Origin of the sequence: Kribbella sp. NPDC050459 (genome assembly GCF_040655315.1) — a bacterium.
In the GTDB taxonomy this organism is placed as follows: domain Bacteria; phylum Actinomycetota; class Actinomycetes; order Propionibacteriales; family Kribbellaceae; genus Kribbella.
Map to the genome: position 1 here is coordinate 74,652 of NZ_JBFAJQ010000009.1, position 17,412 is coordinate 92,063.

Consider the following 17,412-nt stretch of genomic DNA (forward strand, 5'->3'; position numbering starts at 1 on the left):
TACGGGGCCGGCTGCAAGGTCAGTCGACCGTGGGGCCGGCTTCCTTGCGCAGGTTGTCCAGGGCCTCTTCCTCTTCGGGGGAGAGCTTGGACTCGCTGGTGAAGGACTTGATCTCCTTCGCGTACGTGCGGGCGTCGGCGCGGCTGTTGATCGAGGTGAGGACGACGCCGTCGCCGTTGTCGTCGAGGATCGCCATCGACCACGAGAGCTTGCCGCCGGTCTCGCCGAAGGCGTCGTACCGGACGACGGCCAGGTGCTGCAGGGACCCCTTGAGCTCGGCGCGGGTGACGTCGAGGTCCTTGCCCAGCTTGCGCAGTTCCGACTTCACCGTGCCGGGCTTGGCCTCCGGCTGGGCCGGTTGCGGTTCGGGCTCGGGGTGTGCGGCGGGTGGCAGGTGGTCCGACGAGACCGTCCGGGCCCGGAGGGCCTGGATCGCGAACACCAGGGCTAGCACCGCCACGAAGAGGGCGGCGACCCCGAAGGCACCGGCTAACGACGAAGACACGCACGAAAGCCTAAAGCATCGCCTGAGTGTTCAGGTGATCGCACAACGTGCACAGGACGGGACGGGTTCGGCACCTCGGGCCGGAGCAACGTAGATTCGCGGCGTGACACATTTGCCTGACCAGGGGGTACAACCGGGCGTCCACGACCTCGGGTACGCGCGGCTCGACACCGATCGGCTGGAGCGCACCGGCGACGCCGAAGTCGTCTACGGGGCCGGAAAGACGCCGTCTCAGGTCGTGGAACTGCTGCGGACCCTGCACGCCACGCACCCGGACCACGCCGTGCTGGCGACCCGGCTGACCGACGAGGCGCAGCACGCCGTCGCCGCTGCACTGCCGGCTGCCGTGGTCGACCCGGTCGGACGTACGGCAGTGCTCGGCGAGCCGCCGACGCGCCGCGGGACGGTCGCGGTCGTTGCCGCTGGTACGTCGGATGCGCCGGTGGCCGCGGAGGCGGCGACGACGGCTCGGGTATTCGGGGCCGGGGTCGACGTCATCACCGACGTGGGTGTCGCGGGGTTGCACCGGATCCTCGGCGAGCGCGAGCGCCTGGACGCGGCGGACTGCCTGATCGTGGTCGCCGGGATGGAGGGCGCGCTGCCGAGCGTCGTCGGCGGACTGGTCGGCGTACCGCTGGTGGCCGTGCCGACCTCGGTCGGGTACGGCGCCTCGTTCGGCGGGCTGGCCGCGCTGCTCGGGATGCTGAACTCGTGTGCGCCCGGGGTGAGCGTGGTGAACATCGACAACGGGTTCGGGGCCGGTGTGTTCGCCGCCCGCGTCGCCCGGCAGTCGGCTCCGCGTGAGCGGAAGGACGCCTGATGCGCACCGCCTGGATCGACTGCTCCGCAGGAGCGTCCGGCGACATGCTCCTCGGCGCCTTCCTGTCCGCCGGCGCGGACCTCGCCTTCGTGAACGCGGCGGTCGCCGCCGTGGATCCGTCCCTCTCCGTCGCAGTCAGCCAAACGGCCCGCCACCAGATTGCCGCCACCAAGGCAACGGTCGAGGTCAACGGCGAGCCCCACCCGGAAAACCTCCAGGCCGCCGGCCACGGGCATGGGCACGGGCATGGGCACGACGACGGCGCAGGACACGGGCACGGGCACGGGCATGACGACGCGGGACACGGGCACGACGCGACGGGGCCAGGGGACGGTGGAGCCGCCGGCGGCCCGGAGGTGGGCGACGCCTCCTCCTCCCGCCACAGCCACTCCGGTCCGACGCGGGCGTGGGCGGATGTGCGGCGTCTGCTGGAGCAGGCGTCGCTCGACGACGCCGTGCGGGAGCGGGCGCTCGACACGTTCGCGCGGCTGGCTCGGGCCGAGGCGTCCGCACACGGGGTCGAGCCGGACACGGTGCACTTCCACGAGGTCGGGGCGCTGGACGCGATCGCGGACATCGTGGGCGTCGCGGCGGCAGCGGTCAGCCTCGGGCTGGAGCATGTGGTCGTGTCGACGATCGCGCTGGGTGGCGGGCGTCAGGTCCGCGGGCAGCACGGCGGCATCCCGATCCCCGGGCCTGCGGTGCTGCACCTGGTGGCCGAGGCCGGCGCACCCGTCGTCGGCGGCACGGCGCCGTACGAGATGACGACCCCGACGGGCGCCGCGCTGCTCGCCACGCTGGCGGACGAGTTCGGCATGATGCCGCCGATGCGCGTCAGCACGACCGGTGTCGGCGCGGGCGGGCGCGACCCGGTCGAGGTCCCGAACATCCTCCGCGTGATCGTCGGCGAGTCCGCCGACCGCCCGGCGACGGAGCTCGTCTACGAGACGAACGTCGACGACCTCGACCCCCGGCTGTGGCCGCAGATCCTGGCAAGCCTGCTGAAGGCGGGCGCCGCCGACGCCTGGCTGACCCCGATCCTGATGAAGAAGGGCCGTCCGGCGCACACGCTCTCGGTGCTGGTGACGAGCACGAAGGCGGACGCCGTACGGCGGGTGATCCTCGCCGAGACGACCGCGATCGGGCTGCGCGAGTACCCGATCAGCAAGCACGCCGCGGACCGCGAGTTCACCACGATCAAGCTCGACGGCCAGTCGATCAGCGTGAAGATCGCCCGGTACGACGGTCAGGTCGTGAACGTGCAACCGGAGTACGACGACGTGGTCGCGGCCGCGGCCGAGCTGAACCAGCCGGTGAAGCTCGTCCTGGCCCGCGCGGTCGCCGCGGCGGAAGCGCTCTGGAGCTAGGTCCTGACTGGTAATTCAGCGCCGTAGCGAGGAGGTGCTCGGTGCGGTGCATCGGCGTGCGGGGGCGAAGGTCTCGATGCGGAGCATCGTGGCCTTTGCACCCGTGCGGCGAGGTGCCGTGCCGAGTGCCCCGCAGTAGGCGATGGATTACCAGACAGGGCCTAGACCGACGCGGCCTTCTCCGGGAGCGGCTTCTGCTTGCGGCGGGGCCAGTCGTACGGCCACCACTGGGCGCCGTTGCGGCGGGCCCAGACGATCAGGCCGATCAGGACCGCCAGCTCGACCGCGGGGCAGATGGTGTCCCGCAGTCGCGCGCTGAAGAACTCCAGCGAGTCCGACAGGCTGGCCGCGACCTGCCGCGCGCGTGGATCCCGGCCCGGGACGTACGCGATCGCGAGCATCGTCGTCCGGATGACCATCAGGCTGTCGACCTTCGACGCGGCGACCGCGGCCAGGGCGACCCACGCGATCACGTCGTACCAGGGCAGCGAGTACATCGCGGTCAGCACCCAGGCGATCGCGTAGATCGCGGTGTACCGGATCGCGGCCGGTGTCGGGTCGTCCGGGTGTGTCTGCGGCACCAGCGACTTCGGGAACACCTGCGTCAGCAGGATCGCGACCACGATCAGGCCGACCCACGCGAGGATCGCCAGAACGGTCCGCACCAGCCCGTTCGGCAGGAACAGCGTGAAGAAGCTCAGCAGCACCTTGTGCGGCGTGCCGGTGGAGATGAACGACGTCTGCGACCGGGCCTGCTGGAACGCCTGCAGGCCGACGATCGCATACAGCCCGCCCATGGCGAGCGCGCCGCCGCCGCAGAAGTACAGGCACTTGCGCCGGTCGGCTCGCAGCGCCCACAGCATCGCCACGCCGACCAGGCCGATCGACAGCTTCGTGCAGCCCGCGACGCCGATCATGATGCCGGCCAGGAACACGTGCCGGCGGAAGAAGACCAGCGCGATCACCGCGAACATCACCGCGATCGCGTCGTTGTGCGCACCGGCCAGCACCGACCACAGGATCAGCGGGTTCGCGAGGCCGAGCATGATCACCCGCCGCCTGGCCGGCAGGTCCTTGCCGACCAGCTTCACCAGCAACAGCCCGGTGACGACGATGGCGATCCCGACCGACAACTGCAGCATCCACACGGTGAGCTGCGCGGAGTCACCGCCGATCAGCGACGCCAGCCACTGCACCCAGGTCGCGATCGGCCCGTACACACTGCGGGCGCCCTGCCACGGCCGCTCGGTCGCGGCGATCACCGGGTCGTACCCGAGCCGGATGGTGTCGGCCGGGGACACCGTGTACGGGTCGCCGCCGAGCGCCATGATCCGCCCGTACGCCGCGTAGATCAGGACGTCCCCGGAGGCCATCGGCGGGACCAGCGTGACGGCCGCCGTCGTACCGATGCCCAAGGCAATCAAACGGTCGACCCGCGGCGCCCACCCGTGCTTCAACGCCTTGGTGGCCAGGAAAACGCCGTACCCGCCGAGCAGGATCGCGACGTAGATCATCACCGTCACGAGCCAGTCGTTCGGCTTGGTGTCGAACCAGTACGACGGGAGCCAGGCGTGCGGGTTGGTCAGCGTCAGCACGACCACGGACGGGCCGAGCAGGCCGACCGCCACGATCAGCGCCGTGCACGCGATGTAGAGCGCGACAGCCCAGCGGCCGTACTTCAGGCCTGCGTCAGTGCTCATTGCGAAGTCTCCGCGGGAACAGACTGCGCAGCGACGGCCCACCACCGTCCGCGGGCAGCGCACTGCGGGCGGCGAGCGCACGGCGGACGTGCAGATACTGCTTCGCGCGGTGCAGCTGGCCGCGCAGATCGGTCCCGGTGGCCCGGTGCCGGACGTCGATCGGCACCTCGAGGATCCGGAAGCCCTTCCGCCCCAGGTCGATCGTCAGCGCGGTCTCGACCCCGAAGCCGGCGGCCAGCGGCACCGCGGAGTCGAACGCGGCGCGGGTGAGGCAGCGCTGACCGGACAGCGGCTGCTCCGGCGCCCAGCCGGTCGCCTCCTGGATCCCGGCCCGCGACAGCCGGACCACGAACCCGTGTCCGCCCGCCTTCGAGCCGTCGGCGCGCACCTGGGCCGGCAGCGTCCCGATCGTCATGTCTGCACGGCCGGTCTGCACCGGCTCGATCAGCGGGCCCGCCCCGGACGCGGTGTCGGTCAGGTCGGCGTCGAGGAACAGCAGGTGCCGCGGCCGGGCGCCGTCGCGCTCCGCGACGGCGGCCGCGCCGGTCTCCATCGCGGCGGCCTTCCCGCGGTTGCGCTCGTGCCGCACGACGACCGCGCCGGCCTGCTCGGCCGCCTCGGTCGTGCCGTCCGTGGAGCCGTCGTCGACGACCACGACCAGGTCGACGCCGATGATCTTGTGCACCGCGTCGACGGTCGCCGCGATCCGGTCGGCCTCGTCCTTCGCCGGGATCACGCAGGCGACGGCACGCTCGAACGGTTCGGGGGACAGGTCTTCATCGGGCACAGCACTGCAGCCTAGTTCCTCCGCAGCCGATCGACTGCCTCAGCGGCCACCGCCTGTGGATTTCTCGTTCTTTCGAACGAGCCTGTGGAAAACCGCCGGACGGGGTCCTGATCACGACATCTTCTCTGTCGACAGGCCGCGCCGTCGGCCGGGTGGCCGCCCGATATCGGCCGGCTGGCAGATGTTCCGGGGCGGCCGCGGCGGCAGGATTTCAGGGGTCAGGCAGGACCGATCAGGAAGAGGTAAGGACATGACCCGCACTGTGACCGCCAACATCTCGCTCTCGCTCGACGGGCGGGTGAACGGCGCCGGCGGCGACTACGACATGAGCTGGATCGTGCCGCACGCGATCACCGAGGGTGCCCGGGACCACATGATCCGGGTGACCCGGCCGGCCACCACGATCCTGCTCGGCCGGAAGAACTACGAAGGCTTCGGCGGCTTCTGGCCGGCGGTGGCCGACGACGAGAATGCGGCCCCGCAGGACCGCGCGTTCTCACAGTGGCTGAACGAGACCGACAAGGTGGTCTTCTCGACGACGCTGACCGAGGCGCCCTGGCAGCACTCCCGGATCGCCGACGGCGAGCCCGCGGACGTGGTGAAGCAGCTCCGCGCCCAGGACGGCGGCGACATCATCGTGCTGGCCAGCTCGAGCGTGATCCGTGCACTGCTGGCCGCCGACGAGATCGACCGGCTGAGCATCACGCTCGACCCCGAGCTGGTCGGCGGCGGCGCCCGGCTCTTCGAGGACGGGCTGCCGGCCACCTCCTGGAAGCTGACCGACTCCACCCCGACCGACTCCGGCGCGCTCTGCCTGATCTACGACCGGGTCCGCTCCTGACCGATTGGCCATCCGACGCATATTGTCGGACAATCAGACAGATTGACCGGGTTGCCGTAGCGTGGTGGGCACGGCGGAGGCGAAGGGCGGACGGATGACCGAGACGCGGCAGGACGGCCAGGGATTCCGGGACGGCACGGCGTACGGCGTCGACAGTGAGGTCGGTCCGCTGCGGACGGTGATGCTGCACCGGCCGGGCAACGAGCTCCGTCGGCTCACGCCGCGCAACAACGACAAGCTGCTGTTCGACGGCATCCCGTGGGTCGGGCGGGCGCAGGACGAGCACGACGCGTTCGCTCAGGCGCTCCGCGACCGCGACGTCGAGGTGCTGTATCTCGGCGAGCTGCTGACCGAGTCGCTCAACCATCCGGAGGCCCGTGCCCAGGCAGTCGCCGGCGCGACCGAGGACCTACGGCTGGGCGACACCCTCCGCGACTACCTGCGGGCCGCCCTCGGCGACCTGGAGCCGCCCGCGCTGGCCGAGGCCCTGATGGCCGGTGTGCGCAACGACGAGGTTCACGCCGGTGGGCTGGTCACCTCACTGCTGGCGCACGAGGACTTCCTCATCGACCCCCTGCCGAACCTGCTGTTCACCCGCGACTCGAGCGTCTGGATCCGCGACTCCGTCGCGGTCACCTCGCTCGCGATGCCGGCCCGGATGCGTGAGACACAGCTGACCGAGCTGATCTACACGTTCCACCCGCGGTTCGCAGGCGCCGACAAGGTGTATGACCACCAGTTGGAGCACGTCGAGGGCGGGGACGTGCTCGCGCTCGGCCCTGGGGTCCTCGCGGTCGGAGTCGGCGAGCGGACGACGCCTGCCGGCGTGGAGCGGCTCGCCCAGCGGGTGTTCACTAAGGGGCTCGCCCACACCGTGCTCGCGGTACCGATCGCGCAGCAGCGGGCGACGATGCACCTCGACACCGTCTGCACGATGGTCGACACCGACGCCGTCCTGATGTATCCCAATATGGCCGAGGAGATGCGGGCGCTGGCGGTCACCACCGACGGCGACCGCTTGCACGTCGCGGAGTCCGAGCCGTTCCTGGTCGCGGCGGCGAAGGCGCTCGGCATCGACACCCTGCGGCGCATCGACACCGGGCTGGACCCGGTGACGGCCGAGCGCGAGCAGTGGGACGACGGCAACAACACCCTGGCCCTGGCGCCGCGGGTGTGCATCGCCTACGAGCGGACCGTGGAGACCAACGCACGCCTGGAGGAGTCCGGCATCGAGGTCATCCGCATCTCCGGCTCCGAACTCGGCTCCGGCCGAGGCGGCCCCCGCTGCATGTCCTGCCCGGTCCTCCGCGCCCCGGTCACCACCTGAGCCCGGTGGGCTTGTGAGCCTGGCGACACGCGGAGTGAAATCGGGGGTTGTGCGGAGCCCTTGGCCTGAGTATTCTCCATGCCTAGGCCCAGGCCCTGTTGCTCCCCCGTCAGCAGGACTTGGGCCGTCCACGTTTCTGAGGTCAGATCGCTTCGGCGGCCTAGACCACTCTCAGTAAACACAACGCCCACCCTGCTCAGCCGAGTGGGCGTTTGTCGTTGGCGTGGCCAACCGCCGGGGCGGCTCCTCCACCTGTCGCAGGTGCGGCCTGAACGGCCCCTGGCTCAAACCGGCGAACGCCCGGCCGGTGGTTCAGCCGGGCGTTCGCACACTGGACCGGTAAGCGTGGGATCCAGGGTTCGTCGTGCTGGGGTCAGCGGATGGTGAGCTGGCGGCTGGCCAGGCCGGCGCGGGCGGCTCGTTCCTCGGTGGTGAGCGGGGCCTCGGTGGCGAGTGCCTTCTCCAGCGCCGTCGCGAAGTCGGCGGCCGGCTTCTCGACGTCGGCGGCCTCGGTGCCGGCGGGCAGCTCCCAGACCGGCGCCAGGACGCCGAGCGCGCGGAACGAGCCGATCAGCCGGCTGCGGTCCACGATCGCGGACGAGCCCGCCGCGTGCAGCCGGGCCAGTGCGTCGAGCAGCGTGTCCTCGGTGTGCGGCAGCACCCAGCGCAGGTAGATGCGATCGCCGATCGTCGTCCAGTACGCCGCCTCGACCGACTCCAGCCGGACCGTCGGGGCAGCCGCGGCGTTCGCGCGCTCCAGGCCGGCCGCGACCTCACCGGTCGGGTCCTCGACGTTCTCGCCGACCCAGTACTCGAAGCCGTCGTGGACCTTGATGTCGAGCGGCTTGCTCGTGTCGATCAGGTCCTGCAGCCGCGGGCCGTCCTTCATCAGGTCGCCGACCTGCACCGGGTGTCCCGGGTCGGTGCGCAGCGCAGTGGTGATCGCGTGGCCGAGGTCGCGGCTCGGGTCGCCCGACGAGGCGTGCGTCTGCATCCCGATCCAGATCGTCTCGTCGTCGCGCACCACGCCCGGCATCGCCATCGGGAGCAGGGTGACCAGGTTGATCACCTTGCCGGCGTGGTCACCGACGAGCTCGACCTGCACGGTGCCGGACGGCACGATCTCCCGGAAGGCGATCAGGTCGCACTCCGAGGGCAGCCCCTCGAACGGCCGCACCACGAAGCTGTCCGCGGTCTGCGCCCGGTCCTTGCCGTGGCACTGCTTGAACCGCTTGCCCGAACCGCACGGGCAGGGTTCGCGCGGCCCGACGTCCACCAGATCGGCCGGGTCGAGCGTGACGGTCGTCGTCGTGTTCTTCGCGCGCTGCCGCGACTTCTTTCCCATAACCCCGCAGTCTTACAGCCGAGCCCGCCCAAGAGCCAACCAGCTCCCACCGCACGCGGAGGGTTAACCGCTCGCAGCGGGGGTTCTCCGCTCGCATACCAACGAAGAACCCCACACACCAGGGGATACCCACTCGTGTTGGGGCGGGCGGGTGCCGGGGCCGGGGAGGCGCGGGGATCAGCTGGGGATGACCGCGTGCACCGTGCGGTGCGAGCTGCCGGTGCGGACGTCCCAGCCGGAGGTGAGGACGTCGACGATGGCCAGGCCGCGGCCGCCGATCGACTCCGGGTGCGGGTCGCTGATCCGCTGCGGCTCGGTGTCGCCGCGGCCGTCGGTGACCTCGACATGGATTCCTGCCTTGTCGATCCACCACGCGGCCCGCACTTCACCGGCCGGCAGCGGAGGTGCGTACCGGATGGCGTTGGAGAGCAGCTCCGAGAGCACCAGTTGCGCGTCGTCAGAGGCGGCAACGGTGACCCGGTAGCGCTTCAGGTAGGCGGCCAGACGGCGCCGGGCGTCCGCTACCGCGGACACTTCATGCGGCAGTACGACGTCCACGACGCTCACGTCGGCGGGCAGGGTCGCAGAGGACAAGCAGGGTCTCCTCGATGATCGGTTCAGCCACTGGAACTTCTGCCCACGAACCAGCCCCGGAAAACACCCGCAAGTATTCCGTTACATAGCCTCCCGAAGATCACGCCTAAAAACCCTGAAACCGTAACGAAATCGACGGAATTGAACGTTTACGATAACCGCCCGCATTCATCTCGCTACGTATCCGGACCGCGTGACACAAGCCACACAATTTCGTCCCGGCGTGTCACAAACCCGCAGGTCAGGTACGACGTCCTACACCTTCCGGCCCCTCCGCGAGGACCCGGAGCGCGACGTCCGGGCGGTCGCTGATCACGGCGTCGACGCCGATGTCGCGGCAGTGCCGGATGTCGTTCTCGGCGTTCACCGTCCAGACGTGGACCTCGTGCCCGTGCTTGTGCGCGCGGTCGACGTACTCCGGATGCGCGGTGACGATCTCCAGGCTCGGTCCGGCGTACGAAACGCCGGTCGGCAGCGAGCCGTCGCGGAAGCGCAGCGGGACGCGGTCCATCAGCAGGACCGTGCGCAGGCCGGGCGCCGCGGCGCGCATCCGGCGCAGCGAGAGCCAGGAGAAGCTCATCACCCGGGCCGGCGACTCGCTGCCGACCTTCGGGTGCGCCCAGCCGAAGCGGTCGAGGGCGTCGATCAGGCGGCGTTCGACCAGACCGGCGTACCGGGTCGGGTGCTTGGTCTCGATCGCCAGCTCGACCGGCCGGCCGGCGTCGCGCACGGTGGCGAGCAGCGTCTCGAGCGTGAGCACCTTCCGGACGTCGAGGCCGGGCAGCTCGGACTCCTCGTCGAGCTCGGCCCAGGGGTGCTTCCAGGAGCCCCAGTCGTACGTCTCCAGCTCCTCGAGGCTCATCGTGGACAGCACGCCGCGGCCGTTCGAGGTGCGCTCGATCCGGCGGTCGTGGACGCACACCAGGTGCCCGTCGGAGGTCAGCCGGACATCGCACTCGAGTCCGTCCGCGCCGACTTCGATCGCCCGCTGGTACGCCGCGAGAGTGTGCTCGGGATTGACGTCACTGGCGCCGCGATGAGCTACGACGCGCGGGAGCTTCCGCATGAAAGAAACTCTTTCACACGGTGATAGAGGATCGGGGTAGGTCTCGTGCTCCCACGCCGTCGCGAGCAGGTGCTCGGTGCGGTGCATCGGCGTGCTGGAGTGAAGGCCTCGATGTGGTTTCATCGTGGCCTTTGCTCCAGTGCGGCGAGGTGCCGTGCCGAGTGCCGCGCAGTAGGCGTGGGAGCACGAGACCTACCCTCACGGCATGGACATGCGGGCGATCGTGCTGGACGGGCCGGTGGAGCCGGAGGAGCTTCGGGTGCGGCGGGTGCCGGTGCCGGAGCCGGAGGCCGGCTGGGTGCGGATCAAGGTGGAGGCGTTCGGGCTGAACCGCTCGGAGCACCACCTCCGCGCCGGGCTGGCGACGAACGCGCGGTTCCCGGTGATCCCCGGCATCGAGGCCGCCGGGACGGTCGACCTCGCCCCGGGTGGTGAATTCACCAGCGGGCAGCAGGTGGTGGCGATGATGGGCGGGATGGGCCGCGAGTACGACGGCGGGTACGCCGAGTACACGGTCGTCCCGGCGTCGTCGGTGATCCCGGTGACGACCGACCTGGACTGGGCGACGCTCGGCGCGCTGCCGGAGATGCTGCAGACGGCGCACGGCTCGCTCTACACGGGCCTCGGGATCGAGCCGGGCCAGTCGCTGCTGGTCCGCGGCGGTACGTCGTCGGTCGGCGTCGCGGCGGCCGTCCTGGCGAAGGAGCACGGGCTGACCGTGTTCTCGACGACGCGGAATCCGCAGCGGGCGCAGGTGCTCCGCGAGCTCGGCGTCGATCACCCGATCGTTGACGACGGCAACGTTGCGCAAAAGGTCCGGGAGATTCTGCCGAACGGCGTTCACGCGGCGCTCGAACTGGTCGGGACGAATGTCCTCCCCGACACCCTGAAAGCCACAGCTGTACACGGCACGGTGTGTTTCACGGGAATGCTCAGCGATACCTGGACGATCCCGGACTTCTACCCGATCGGCTACCTCCCGAACGGCGTCCGGCTGACGGCGTACGGCGGCGAGAGCTCGGACCTGCCCGCGGGCGCGTTCCAGCGGTACGTCGACCTGGTCGCGGCCGGCACGCTCCCGATCCGGATCGACCGGGTCTTCACGATGGACGAGATCGGCGAGGCGCACCGCATGATGCAGGACGGCGGCGCCGTGGGGAAGTTGGTCGTCCGGGTGGACTGACCGATCTCCAGGCCATCACAATCCGCACCCGGAGGCGAGTCGCCGCGGGGGACGCCTCGCGGCGAGGCGGTTGTGATGGCCTGCAGATCCTGCGGTCGTGCTGGGCCGGCTGACGGGCCCAGCACCAGCGGCACTAGGCGGTCGCCTCGTGGAGCCCGGAGCGTCCTGCCGGACGGGGCAGGCCGTAGTGGTCGCGCAGGGTCGTGCCGGTGTACTCGGTCCGGAACAGGCCGCGGGCCTGCAGGATCGGGATCACCTCGTCGACGAACGTGGTGAGACCGGACGGCAGGACCGGCGGCATCACGTTGAAGCCGTCGGCCGCGCCGGCCTCGAACCAGTGCTGGATCGCGTCCGCGACCTGCTCCGGCGTACCGGTGAAGGTCCGGTGCCCGCGCCCGCCGCCGAGCCGGCCGATCAGCTCGCGGACGGTCAGCTTCTCCCGCCGGGCGAGTGTCACGATCAGCGTGTACCGGCTCTTGGCGCCCTCGATCTCGTCCTCGTCGGGGAGATCTGCGGGCAGTTGCTGGTCGAGCGGCAGGTCCTCCGGTGCCACCCGCAGCGTGCGAGCCAGTTGCAGCCGCGCGTACTCGGGCCGGATCAGCGAGTCCAGCTGGTGCTCCAGCCGCTCCGCCTCCGCGGCCGTGGACCCGATCACCGGCACGATCCCGGGCAGGATCTTCACCGACGACGGGTCCCGCCCGAGCGCCGCCGTGCGCGCCTTCAGGTCCCGGTAGAACTCTTGCGCGTCCTCCAGCGTCTGCTGCGCGGTGAACACGGCTTCGGCGTACCGGGCCGCCAGGCCCTTGCCGTCCTCCGAGGACCCGGCCTGGACGATCAGCGGGTGCCCCTGCGGCGAGCGCGGCAGGTTCAGCGGCCCGCGGACCTGGAAGTGCCGCCCGACGTGGTCGATGGGCACCACACGCTCGTTCAGCGCCCACACACCGGACGACTTGTCCGCGATCGCCGCGTCGTCCTGCCACGAGTCCCAGAGCTTGTACGCGACCTCGAGGAACTCGGCCGCGCGCTCGTACCGCTCGGCGTGCGCCGGCTGATCGGCCAGGTTGAAGTTGCGGGCCGCTTCCGGCCCGGCCGTGGTGACGACGTTCCAGCCCGCGCGCCCGCCACTCACGTGGTCGACGCTGGCGAACCGCCGGGCCAGGTTGAACGGCTCGTTGTACGTCGTGGACGCGGTGGCGATCAGCCCGATCCGCGACGTGACGGCCGCGATCGCGGTCAGCAGCACGGTCGGCTCCAGCGAGCCGGCCGGGCGCCGCCCGACGTTGCCGAACAGCACCGGCGAGTCCGCGAAGAAGATCGAGTCGAACTTGCCGCGCTCGGCCAGCTGGGCCAGCGCCTGGTAGTGCGCCACGGACGTGTTCGCGAACGGGTCGCTCTCCGGCAGCCGCCAGGACGCCTCGTGGTGACCGGTGCTCATCAGGAACGCGTTCAGATGCAACTGCCTGCTCATACCGAAACTCCCAAGGCGTCGAGAAGCCGCGACCGGACCGCGGCGAATCCTGGATCGGCCGCGCTCCGGGGCGCCGCCAGCGTGATGGTTTCCTCGGCGACGATCCGGCCGGCGTCGAGCACGATCACCCGGTCGGCCAGCACGATCGCCTCGTCGACGTCGTGCGTCACCAGCAGTACGGCGGGTTGGTGGGCCGCGCACAGCTTCCGCAGCAGCGCGTGCATCTTCAGCCGGGTCAGCGCGTCCAGCGCCCCGAACGGCTCGTCCGCGAGCAACAGCTCCGGCTCCCGCACGAGCGACCGCGCCAACGCGACCCGCTGCTGCTCGCCGCCGGACAGCTCGTTCGGCCACGCCTTCTCGCGTCCCGCGAGCCCGACCTCCGCCAGGCTCTCGCGGCCGCGGTCGTCCGCAGCGCCCAATCCGAGCACGACATTGTCGAGCACTCTTGCCCATGGCAACAGCCTGGAGTCCTGGAAGACCACCGAGACGTTCGCCGGGACGGCCAGCTCACCGGTTCCCTCGACGTCGTGGTCCAGACCGGCCAGCGCCCGCAGCAGCGTGCTCTTCCCGGATCCGCTCTTCCCCAGCAGCGCAACGAACTCGCCGGGCGCGATGTCCAGGTCCAGCCGGTCCAGGACGGCGCGATCGTCGTACCGGCGGACCAGGTCGCGGACCTGGACGGTCAGGAGGCCAATGTTCGTCGCCATGACAGCGCCCTCCTCTGGACCAGGCGGACGACCGCGTCGGACAGCAGACCGAGGACGCCGTACACGACCAGGCCGACGATGATGATGTCGGTCTGCCCGTACGTGCGGGCCAGTTCCATCATGTAGCCGATGCCGCTGGTGGAGTTGATCTGCTCGACGACGACCAGCGACAGCCAGGCGCCGGTGACGGCGAACCGCAGCCCGAGCAGGAAGCCGGGCAGCGCGCCCGGCAGGACGACGCGCCGGACGAAGTCCCACTGCGACAGCCCGACGGTCTGCGCGAGCTCGACGTACCGGCTGTCGATGGTGCGCAGCCCGTTGTGGGTGTGGATGTAGATCGGCACGAACACCCCGAGCAGGATGGTGACGATCTTCATCGACTCGCCGATGCCCAGCCAGAGGATCAGCAGCGGCAGCAGCGCCAGCGACGGGATCGCGCGCTTGATCTGGATCGGGCCGTCGAGGACCGCCTCACCGAGGCGGGACAGGCCGGAGATCAGCGCGAGGACGACGCCGAGCACGATGCCGAGCGCGAGGCCGATCAGCGCGCGCTGCGCGGACGTCCACAAGTTCGACTGCAGGCGGCCGTCGGCGATCAGGTCGCCGGCCGTGGTCACCACGGTCCACGGCGCGGACAGTACTCGTTGGTCGATCCAACCGGTGGCGGATCCGATGCTCCAGATCACCAGCAGCAGCACCGGCCCGATCGCGGCCCCGAACCGGATCGGCGTGCCCGGTCCGAGCCGGCGGCGCCGTACGACGGGGCTGGTCGCGGCGCGCGGACGCAGTCCGGGCAGGGTGGTCGCGCTCATTTGGCGCCTCCCTTGATCGCGTCCGCGGCGACGGTCTGGAACCGCAGGTCGTACAGGTCCTTGGCCTCGATCACCTTGTTGCCGGTCTCCTGGGCGAGCAACTCGATCGTTTCCTGCTGACGCTGGATCGCGTCGCTCCAGTCCGCCGGGATGTCCGGGTGACCGGCGTTGTCGACCAGCCACTGCCCGTCGGCGGCGCTCAGGCCCTGGTTCTTGACGTAGTACCCCTCGATCCACTCCTTGGGGTGCTTGTCGATCCATTCCTGGGCGACACCCCAGGCGGCGACGTACGCCCGGATCGCGGCGGCCTTCGCCGGGTCCTCGAGCGACTCGACCGGGCCGTAGAGGTGGCCGGCGTCGTCGCGCAGGCCGTGGTCGATCGTGCTCGCGCCGTCCTTGCCGTACTTCGCCAGGTACCGCTTGATCTGGACGCCGCCGATCGGGGCCACGTCGACCTGCTTGCCGGCGAGCGCCTGGGCGTAGACGTCGCCGGTGCTCGGCAACTCGACCAGCTTGACGTCGTCCTTGGTCAGTCCCGCCTTCTTCAGCACCTTCAGGATCAGCGCGCCCTGCGCCTGCCCAGGGCTGTATGCGATCTTCTTGCCGCGCAGGTCGCCGAAGGTCTTCACCGACACCCCGGGAGCGACGCCGAGCTTGTAGATCGGGTGGTTCAGCGGGTCCTGACGGAACTTGGAGGCGACGATCTTCACGTGCAGGCCGGTCCAGGTTGCGTGGATCGGCGGGATCTCGGCGACCGAGCCGAGGTCCAGGGCGTGCGCCCGGAACGCCTCGGTGGTCTGCGGACCACCGCTCAGGTTCGCGAACTGGACGTACTTCGAGACCTTGTCGTACTGGCCGGAGAGCTTCAGCGCGACCTCGGTGGCGGGATCGCCGACGACGATCTTGGCGCCGTCCGGGACCGCGGTCGGCAGCGGTGCGTCGAGCGAGAGCTTCGCGGAGTCGTCGGCGGCCGCGTTCGCGCCGCAACCGGCGACGAAGGCGAGCAGGGCGAGGGCGGGGAGGAGGCGTTTTCTAGACATGGTGTGCTTTCGCGTAGCGGCCGTCGTGGTAGAGCAGCGACTCGTGCTCACGGCGTTCGGTATGGGTGGCGAGGCGGGCGACGACCAGGTAGTGGTCGCCGACGGCGAAACGGTGCGCGATCTGCGCCCGCAGGAAGCTCGGCGCGTCGTCGAGGACGGGTTCGCCGGTGGCAAGCCGTGACCAGCGGGTCGGTTCGGCGAACCGGTCGATACCGCTGGTGGCGAACCGGCCGGCGATCGCGTGCTGGTCGGCGGACAGGAAGTTGATCACCACGCTGCTCGCAGCGCTCACGGCCGGCCAGCTGGACGCGCTGGTGGCGATCGCGAACGAGACGAGCGGCGGCAGCAGGCTGATCGAGACCAGCGAGGTCGCGGTGAAGCCGACCGGGCCGTGCCCGGCGTCCGCGGTGATCACCACGACGCCGGCGGCGTGGCGACGGAACACGGAGCGGTAGACGTCGGCGTCCACCGTCCGCTCCACGGATCGGTCCGGGACGACGGACAGGGCAGGACGGTTCAAGGCAGGTACAGACATGTCTCTCCCTCGGAACGGGGCAGGGACCACAGGTGAAGTGAGGCGTGATCAGACAGGCCTCATGCGAGCAGCAGCGAGTGAACGCGTCACCGACAGGTGGCGCTCGCCGTCCGCAGCAGGTCGATGACGCGACGGCGGGTGAGGTGTGTCGTCGTCATGTCAGCTATCTTCGCATCAATGTCCACCAAGTAACTAGACAATCTCGTGATCCGGACTCACACGCCGCGACCCCGATGCGTTCTACTTACGTGATGGCTCTGCGGTTACCCCCGTTCCAGGCGTTGATCGACGCGCACTGGCAGGACGTGGCCAGGCTGGCCCGCGCGCTGGCGGGTCCGGACGACGGCGACGACGTCGCGCAGCGCGCCTGGGAGAAGGCGTACGCGGCGTACCCGGCGCTGACGTCGGCGAAGAACCTGCGCAGCTGGCTGCTGACCATCACCGCCCGGTGCGCGACCGACGTGCACCGGGCGCGGAAACCGCAGCGCCCGCTGGACGAGGCGCCGCCGGTCGCGGTCGACGGGCCCGAGACCGCGGACTGGCCGGACCCCGACCTGTGGCGGGCGGTCAACGACCTTCCGGAGCGGCAACGCTTCGCGATCACGCTCAAATACGTCGGCGACCTGGACCACCACGGCGTGGCCGCCGCTCTGGACACCACGCCCGCCGCGTCGCGCCGGCTCGTCAGCGACGCGCTGGCGACCCTGCGCACGAAACTCGGAGTACACGATGACTGATCTCGAGAGCCGGCTGACCCGGCTCAGCACCCCCGGCCTCAGGCCGCCCGTCCTGCCGGACGCCGACGTGGCCTACACACTGCACGACACCCCGATCGGCACGATGCTGCTCGCGATCTCGCACGGGCGGGTGGTCGCCAGCTCGTTCGACGACGAGGAGACGATGACCGACCGGCTCGCCCGGGCGGTGTCCCCGCGGGTACTACGCCAGCCGGGCCCGCTGGACGACGTACGACGGCAACTCGACGAGTACCTCGCCGGGCAGCGGCGAGCGTTCGAGTTGGACGTCGATCTGGTCCTGGCGTCACCGTTCCAGCGGCTCGTGCTCGAGGACCTGCCGACCCACACGAGCTACGGGCGGACCACGACGTACGGCGCGGTGGCCGGCGACATCGCCCGGCCGAAGGCGGCGCGCGCGGTCGGGACCGCGCTGGGCGCCAACCCGGTGTGCGTCGTGCTGCCCTGCCATCGGGTGATCGGCGCGAACGGCGCGCTCACCGGGTACGCCGGGGGTCTCGACGCGAAGCGATTCTTGCTGAATCTCGAAGCAAAAAGCTGAGTTTTCCTGAATAGCCCGG

The 17,412-nt window shown here is 70.5% G+C and carries 18 protein-coding genes; 7 read left to right on the top strand and 11 right to left on the bottom strand.

All coding sequences use genetic code 11. The features are described 5' to 3' along the window. Nucleotides 1-19: 19 nt before the first annotated feature. Nucleotides 20-505, bottom strand: coding sequence for a DUF4446 family protein (locus tag AB0I12_RS26760; RefSeq protein WP_359934570.1), 486 nt, complete (start codon nucleotides 503-505; stop codon nucleotides 20-22). Between the two features lie 103 nt (nucleotides 506-608). Between AB0I12_RS26760 and larB the strand changes: the two genes are divergently transcribed. Together larB and larC are read left to right on the top strand one after the other, a co-directional pair. Beyond that, nucleotides 609-1,325, top strand: coding sequence for a nickel pincer cofactor biosynthesis protein LarB (gene larB, locus AB0I12_RS26765; RefSeq protein ID WP_359934572.1), 717 nt, complete (start codon nucleotides 609-611; stop codon nucleotides 1,323-1,325). Then, a complete protein-coding gene (gene larC, locus AB0I12_RS26770; protein WP_359934574.1) occupies nucleotides 1,325-2,692 on the top strand; it encodes a nickel pincer cofactor biosynthesis protein LarC in 1,368 nt (455 codons plus the stop codon). The genes larB and larC overlap by 1 nt, the downstream gene beginning before the upstream one ends. 161 nt (nucleotides 2,693-2,853) lie before the next feature. Here the strand turns inward: larC and AB0I12_RS26775 are convergent, their stop codons facing one another. Beyond that, entirely contained in the window at nucleotides 2,854-4,392 is a 1,539-nt protein-coding gene (locus AB0I12_RS26775) for a DUF2029 domain-containing protein (protein WP_359934576.1), read from the bottom strand. Continuing rightward, a complete protein-coding gene (locus AB0I12_RS26780) occupies nucleotides 4,382-5,179 on the bottom strand; it encodes a glycosyltransferase (protein ID WP_359934578.1) in 798 nt (265 codons plus the stop codon). Before AB0I12_RS26780 ends, AB0I12_RS26775 begins: the two co-directional genes overlap by 11 nt. 250 nt (nucleotides 5,180-5,429) lie before the next feature. Here AB0I12_RS26780 and AB0I12_RS26785 point away from each other — a divergent pair, with 250 nt between their 5' ends. Together AB0I12_RS26785 and AB0I12_RS26790 are read left to right on the top strand one after the other, a co-directional pair. Further along, complete coding sequence (locus AB0I12_RS26785) at nucleotides 5,430-6,020, top strand: dihydrofolate reductase family protein (protein ID WP_359934580.1); 591 nt, start codon at nucleotides 5,430-5,432, stop codon at nucleotides 6,018-6,020. Between the two features lie 94 nt (nucleotides 6,021-6,114). Next, complete coding sequence (locus AB0I12_RS26790; protein WP_359934581.1) at nucleotides 6,115-7,347, top strand: arginine deiminase; 1,233 nt, start codon at nucleotides 6,115-6,117, stop codon at nucleotides 7,345-7,347. A gap of 373 nt (nucleotides 7,348-7,720) precedes the next feature. Here AB0I12_RS26790 and AB0I12_RS26795 read toward each other — a convergent pair whose 3' ends face one another. From AB0I12_RS26795 to AB0I12_RS26805, 3 genes are all read right to left on the bottom strand, one after another. Continuing rightward, entirely contained in the window at nucleotides 7,721-8,692 is a 972-nt protein-coding gene (locus AB0I12_RS26795; protein WP_359934583.1) for a DUF5926 family protein, read from the bottom strand. 177 nt (nucleotides 8,693-8,869) lie between these two features. Further along, entirely contained in the window at nucleotides 8,870-9,286 is a 417-nt protein-coding gene (locus tag AB0I12_RS26800) for an ATP-binding protein (protein ID WP_359934585.1), read from the bottom strand. 241 nt (nucleotides 9,287-9,527) lie between these two features. Further along, nucleotides 9,528-10,352 (bottom strand): glycerophosphodiester phosphodiesterase family protein, encoded by an 825-nt coding sequence (locus tag AB0I12_RS26805; protein WP_359934587.1) that lies wholly within the window; start codon nucleotides 10,350-10,352, stop codon nucleotides 9,528-9,530. 205 nt (nucleotides 10,353-10,557) lie between these two features. On the opposite strand from AB0I12_RS26805, the gene AB0I12_RS26810 reads away from it, so the two are divergent. Then, entirely contained in the window at nucleotides 10,558-11,535 is a 978-nt protein-coding gene (locus tag AB0I12_RS26810; protein ID WP_359934589.1) for a zinc-binding alcohol dehydrogenase family protein, read from the top strand. Between the two features lie 133 nt (nucleotides 11,536-11,668). Here the strand turns inward: AB0I12_RS26810 and AB0I12_RS26815 are convergent, their stop codons facing one another. From AB0I12_RS26815 to AB0I12_RS26835, 5 genes are read right to left on the bottom strand one after another with little or no spacing between them, the layout of a single operon-like run. Further along, complete coding sequence (locus AB0I12_RS26815; protein WP_359934591.1) at nucleotides 11,669-13,003, bottom strand: LLM class flavin-dependent oxidoreductase; 1,335 nt, start codon at nucleotides 13,001-13,003, stop codon at nucleotides 11,669-11,671. Further along, on the bottom strand, nucleotides 13,000-13,710 hold the full coding sequence (locus AB0I12_RS26820; protein WP_359934593.1) for an ABC transporter ATP-binding protein: 711 nt from the start codon (nucleotides 13,708-13,710) through the stop codon (nucleotides 13,000-13,002). The genes AB0I12_RS26815 and AB0I12_RS26820 overlap by 4 nt, the downstream gene beginning before the upstream one ends. Beyond that, complete coding sequence (locus AB0I12_RS26825; protein ID WP_355693382.1) at nucleotides 13,686-14,522, bottom strand: ABC transporter permease; 837 nt, start codon at nucleotides 14,520-14,522, stop codon at nucleotides 13,686-13,688. The genes AB0I12_RS26820 and AB0I12_RS26825 overlap by 25 nt, the downstream gene beginning before the upstream one ends. Continuing rightward, entirely contained in the window at nucleotides 14,519-15,562 is a 1,044-nt protein-coding gene (locus AB0I12_RS26830) for an ABC transporter substrate-binding protein (RefSeq protein WP_359934595.1), read from the bottom strand. Before AB0I12_RS26830 ends, AB0I12_RS26825 begins: the two co-directional genes overlap by 4 nt. After that, nucleotides 15,555-16,097 carry a flavin reductase family protein gene (locus AB0I12_RS26835; RefSeq protein ID WP_359934598.1) on the bottom strand — a complete coding sequence of 181 codons (543 nt, stop codon included), beginning with the start codon at nucleotides 16,095-16,097 and terminating at the stop codon, nucleotides 15,555-15,557. The genes AB0I12_RS26830 and AB0I12_RS26835 overlap by 8 nt, the downstream gene beginning before the upstream one ends. Before the next feature lie 251 nt (nucleotides 16,098-16,348). Between AB0I12_RS26835 and AB0I12_RS26840 the strand changes: the two genes are divergently transcribed. Further along, nucleotides 16,349-16,834 (top strand): sigma-70 family RNA polymerase sigma factor, encoded by a 486-nt coding sequence (locus tag AB0I12_RS26840; RefSeq protein WP_355693388.1) that lies wholly within the window; start codon nucleotides 16,349-16,351, stop codon nucleotides 16,832-16,834. Next, complete coding sequence (locus AB0I12_RS26845) at nucleotides 16,827-17,393, top strand: methylated-DNA--[protein]-cysteine S-methyltransferase (RefSeq protein ID WP_359934600.1); 567 nt, start codon at nucleotides 16,827-16,829, stop codon at nucleotides 17,391-17,393. The genes AB0I12_RS26840 and AB0I12_RS26845 overlap by 8 nt, the downstream gene beginning before the upstream one ends. Nucleotides 17,394-17,412: the final 19 nt, after the last annotated feature.

What these genes read in the sequence shown, in the direction of transcription:
- larC (WP_359934574.1), top strand. Translation starts at nt 1,325, where the DNA reads ATGCGCACCGCCTGGATCGACTGCTCCGCAGGAGCGTCCGGCGACATG.
- AB0I12_RS26775 (WP_359934576.1), bottom strand. Translation starts at nt 4,392, where the DNA reads ATGAGCACTGACGCAGGCCTGAAGTACGGCCGCTGGGCTGTCGCGCTC.
- AB0I12_RS26785 (WP_359934580.1), top strand. Translation starts at nt 5,430, where the DNA reads ATGACCCGCACTGTGACCGCCAACATCTCGCTCTCGCTCGACGGGCGG.
- AB0I12_RS26790 (WP_359934581.1), top strand. Translation starts at nt 6,115, where the DNA reads ATGACCGAGACGCGGCAGGACGGCCAGGGATTCCGGGACGGCACGGCG.
- AB0I12_RS26795 (WP_359934583.1), bottom strand. Translation starts at nt 8,692, where the DNA reads ATGGGAAAGAAGTCGCGGCAGCGCGCGAAGAACACGACGACGACCGTC.
- AB0I12_RS26805 (WP_359934587.1), bottom strand. Translation starts at nt 10,352, where the DNA reads ATGCGGAAGCTCCCGCGCGTCGTAGCTCATCGCGGCGCCAGTGACGTC.
- AB0I12_RS26810 (WP_359934589.1), top strand. Translation starts at nt 10,558, where the DNA reads ATGGACATGCGGGCGATCGTGCTGGACGGGCCGGTGGAGCCGGAGGAG.
- AB0I12_RS26815 (WP_359934591.1), bottom strand. Translation starts at nt 13,003, where the DNA reads ATGAGCAGGCAGTTGCATCTGAACGCGTTCCTGATGAGCACCGGTCAC.
- AB0I12_RS26820 (WP_359934593.1), bottom strand. Translation starts at nt 13,710, where the DNA reads ATGGCGACGAACATTGGCCTCCTGACCGTCCAGGTCCGCGACCTGGTC.
- AB0I12_RS26825 (WP_355693382.1), bottom strand. Translation starts at nt 14,522, where the DNA reads ATGAGCGCGACCACCCTGCCCGGACTGCGTCCGCGCGCCGCGACCAGC.
- AB0I12_RS26830 (WP_359934595.1), bottom strand. Translation starts at nt 15,562, where the DNA reads ATGTCTAGAAAACGCCTCCTCCCCGCCCTCGCCCTGCTCGCCTTCGTC.
- AB0I12_RS26835 (WP_359934598.1), bottom strand. Translation starts at nt 16,097, where the DNA reads ATGTCTGTACCTGCCTTGAACCGTCCTGCCCTGTCCGTCGTCCCGGAC.
- AB0I12_RS26840 (WP_355693388.1), top strand. Translation starts at nt 16,349, where the DNA reads ATGGCTCTGCGGTTACCCCCGTTCCAGGCGTTGATCGACGCGCACTGG.
- AB0I12_RS26845 (WP_359934600.1), top strand. Translation starts at nt 16,827, where the DNA reads ATGACTGATCTCGAGAGCCGGCTGACCCGGCTCAGCACCCCCGGCCTC.